General features: G+C 39.1%; 4 protein-coding genes. 1 reads left to right on the forward strand and 3 read right to left on the reverse strand.

Annotated features, from left to right (window positions below; all coding sequences use genetic code 11):
- Positions 1-167, reverse strand: a 167-nt coding sequence (locus AACW75_RS21700; RefSeq protein ID WP_237297963.1) for a helix-turn-helix transcriptional regulator, incomplete at its 3' end; no start/stop codon positions are given.
- A 366-nt stretch (positions 168-533) separates the two neighbouring features.
- On the opposite strand from AACW75_RS21700, the gene AACW75_RS21705 reads away from it, so the two are divergent.
- A complete protein-coding gene (locus AACW75_RS21705) occupies positions 534-902 on the forward strand; it encodes a regulator (protein WP_237297960.1) in 369 nt (122 codons plus the stop codon).
- A 351-nt stretch (positions 903-1,253) separates the two neighbouring features.
- Here the strand turns inward: AACW75_RS21705 and AACW75_RS21710 are convergent, their stop codons facing one another.
- A complete protein-coding gene (locus AACW75_RS21710) occupies positions 1,254-1,853 on the reverse strand; it encodes a DUF6338 family protein (RefSeq protein WP_237297961.1) in 600 nt (199 codons plus the stop codon).
- 39 nt (positions 1,854-1,892) lie between these two features.
- Positions 1,893-2,582 carry a hypothetical protein gene (locus AACW75_RS21715; protein WP_237297962.1) on the reverse strand — a complete coding sequence of 230 codons (690 nt, stop codon included), beginning with the start codon at positions 2,580-2,582 and terminating at the stop codon, positions 1,893-1,895.
- Positions 2,583-3,040 lie beyond the last annotated feature (458 nt).

Raw genomic sequence — 3,040 nt, forward strand, 5'->3', positions numbered from 1 at the left:
CCAGCTTCCCCCTCGACCTCTGCGCCTTGCGATTGCAAAGTTGCTATATCTCGATAGATTGTTCTTACACTAACATCTAGCTTATTTGCTAGATCCTCAGCTGAGACTGGATATTTATAGCGTCGAAAAAGTTGGAGTAAATCTAGAAGGCGTTGACTTCGTGACATAGCAGGAATCCATAAAATAAAGAACAGGTATAATGCACTAAAAGCGAATTAACTGATCGTTCAAGAAAAATATGAGTGGACGACGTAAATGATTTAATTGAGTTAAATAGTTCACTTCCTTGACTCTCGAAGCACGGAATGGGGCACTTCTGAGTTACGAAGTGCCACGGGTAAAAATTCAATCTGAGAAGCTTTTGGACAAAAATGAGTTTTAGGAATTCTAATATTAGTGATTCATGAATAACTTTTTATAAGGCAAGTTTGCCAATTAATACGCCTTTGTACAGTGCGCACTTTGTCTGCTTATGTTCAATCGTGCATATTTCCTTGAATCAGTGCAACCTCTTGTATTTAGAAGTTTTATCATTGAAGTATCGCGAAATGAGTAAGAATTACATTTTTCGAGAGTTAGAGTGCCAAATGACCAAAGAAGAGGTCGCTGAACTCTGTTTTAAATCTGTGAGGACTGTCACGGGTTGGGATGAAGGAAAACCGATGCCACCCGAATGTAAAAGGCTTATGCGTATGGCAAAAGGTCGGGAACTCAGCGTAAGTGAGGATTGGGAACAGTTCAAAATGTTATATGACAGTATGGAGCTGCCGACAGGCCAAGTGGTGAGGCCACAACAAATATTGGCAGGGATAGCACTACTTGGAATTCAATCTGAACTAGAGATTAAAACCTCAACACACTTACTTGGCCTTGCAAGAGCAATTGCGAATATCAAGAAATAGTATTAGGAAAGTATGGTTTTTATAGAGCGAGTTCTGAGGTTAATGGACAAAATTAACGTGATGTGATTTTTATTGGTAAAGTAACTGCGACTGGAACATTGAAATTCCTTGTTTAAGTAGCCAGTCCTCCTTTTTGGTCATATCAAGGAGAAAGAAGCCGGACTCATTGAGTTCGGCTTTTTTAATCTAGACTTTATAAAAATCTAGTTAGATAGTTTTTGGACGCGGTGGTGCAGGCGGTGCAGGCGGTCTAACATTTGTTGGAGGGTTTGGGTTTGCATTTGCGCCCTCATTTCCGCGCCAACTAGGACGGGAAGGTGGTGGAGGATTGGAACCTTTCTTAGACATTGTTTACTCCCAATTTTTTTCCATGAACTCTACCCATTTTACGTCATTTGCATCAATTAAAATATGTTTAACACCGGGTATCGATATTTCTGAACCATCTTCGTTCAACCAAGTTGGATCTGTTATGACAAAGTATCCACTAGTAGGTTCTGACGGCCATTCTTTTGGCCATCCATAAAGTCGTCTTTCATCTTCTAAGTGTAAGACAACATAAGTTATATCCTTTAGAAAAGCCCCAAACCATTCTGACGGGTATGATGTTTCCCTAGTAATATTAGCTTTTCGCAATAATCCGTGCAGATAATCATTATTTGCGAAAAATACAAACAAGAAACCTAGAACCAGTGCAGTTGTTACTGAACCCACTAAACCAAATTGTTCGGGAAGTAATAGGTCAAAACCTTGAGTTTTTAAGTAACTGACACTTATCTCCATTGACTTGACAATAGCTTGAATAAATATCGTAAATATTAGAGCTTGGACAATACGCTCAAATTGAGATGGTTTTGGGTAAGACGTGAGACTGTAAAACATCCAAGCAGCAACAAAGCCGGGGAGTAAGTACTGCAACAGTACGATAATGTTGTTAGATAAATTTTCCATTAATAATCCTTGATGATGCCTAATACAGCTTTAACATAACTAAAAACGCTTAGCTTCGAGAATGGATCGTAATCGTTTTATATGTGTGCTTTCTTTCGGCAATTTCCATAGCATATCCGCTTTATATGCACTTATATAGCGTGCAAGCGTTTGAGAGCTATAGGACAGGCGCATAGGCATGGAACGGAAATTGTTTATTGTATTAGGGTCTAGTAGCGACATAAGTTTTTGTTCGGGGCTATAAATATTTATTTGTTGGATATCTTTATAAAATGATTGAGGAACATTAATTTTATAGACCTTTCCAGTCGTTAAGCGAACGCAAATTTTCATTTTAGGCATATACTTGGGAAACTCAATTTTGCCATAATCACATTGCTTTACATAAGATTTATAGATCTGATCGCTATCAAGGTGAAGAACTGAAAACTCCCCTGAAGCTATAGTCTTATCGAGTGCCTCGTCTTCTCTGGTGCTGTAGTTTAAAAGTATTCGATAAGGGCTAAAGTTACCGAATATTTTTGGTGCACCAGAAATTTCACGATAAACATAGCTAATGTGAGCATTTACCGGACGCTTGTTAATTATATCGAGTTTAAAATGCCCACCAAACTTGATGTCTAATCTAGGTTTATTGGAGTGCAGAGCAAATAATACAGCACTAAATGCGCCTAAACCTGAAAACCAAGTGCCAAGCATTGTCAAAATGTTCAATGTATCGCTACTCAAAACTCTCTCCAACTATAAATTTAAAGCCAAACAACCTTTAGCTTAACTGTATACAAATCCCAATTACTAACAATCACTTACTGATATAAACAAACTCATTTAATATAAAAAATTGAATTTCTCCGTATAGTACGAACTAAGAGACTAGCGCGCAAGCTTGCAACTAGAGCAGGGTTGTGTGGGTGCTGATAGATAGGTCGAATTTACCCCCGTGATACCCCCGTGATACAACACGGGGATTAACGACGAACAGCATTCGAAGAATGGATAACTTCTAGTAGGGCAAAACCCCATTAACAGGATGTGAATGAGTAAAAGGTCTATCTAACAATGGTCGGATAAGCGACACCTGTTACCAGGTGCCGCTCTCCTAAGAACCCAGCGTGCAACTTTCACTGCACTGGGCTCAAGCCTCCGCGAAGGCGTACTATGTACACCCACTTGCCAATAAGGCAGAT

The sequence above is a fragment of the Vibrio sp. L3-7 genome (assembly GCF_963898195.1).
Classification (GTDB): Bacteria; Pseudomonadota; Gammaproteobacteria; order Enterobacterales; family Vibrionaceae; genus Vibrio; species Vibrio echinoideorum.

What these genes read in the sequence shown, in the direction of transcription:
- AACW75_RS21710 (WP_237297961.1), bottom strand. Translation starts at nt 1,853, where the DNA reads ATGGAAAATTTATCTAACAACATTATCGTACTGTTGCAGTACTTACTC.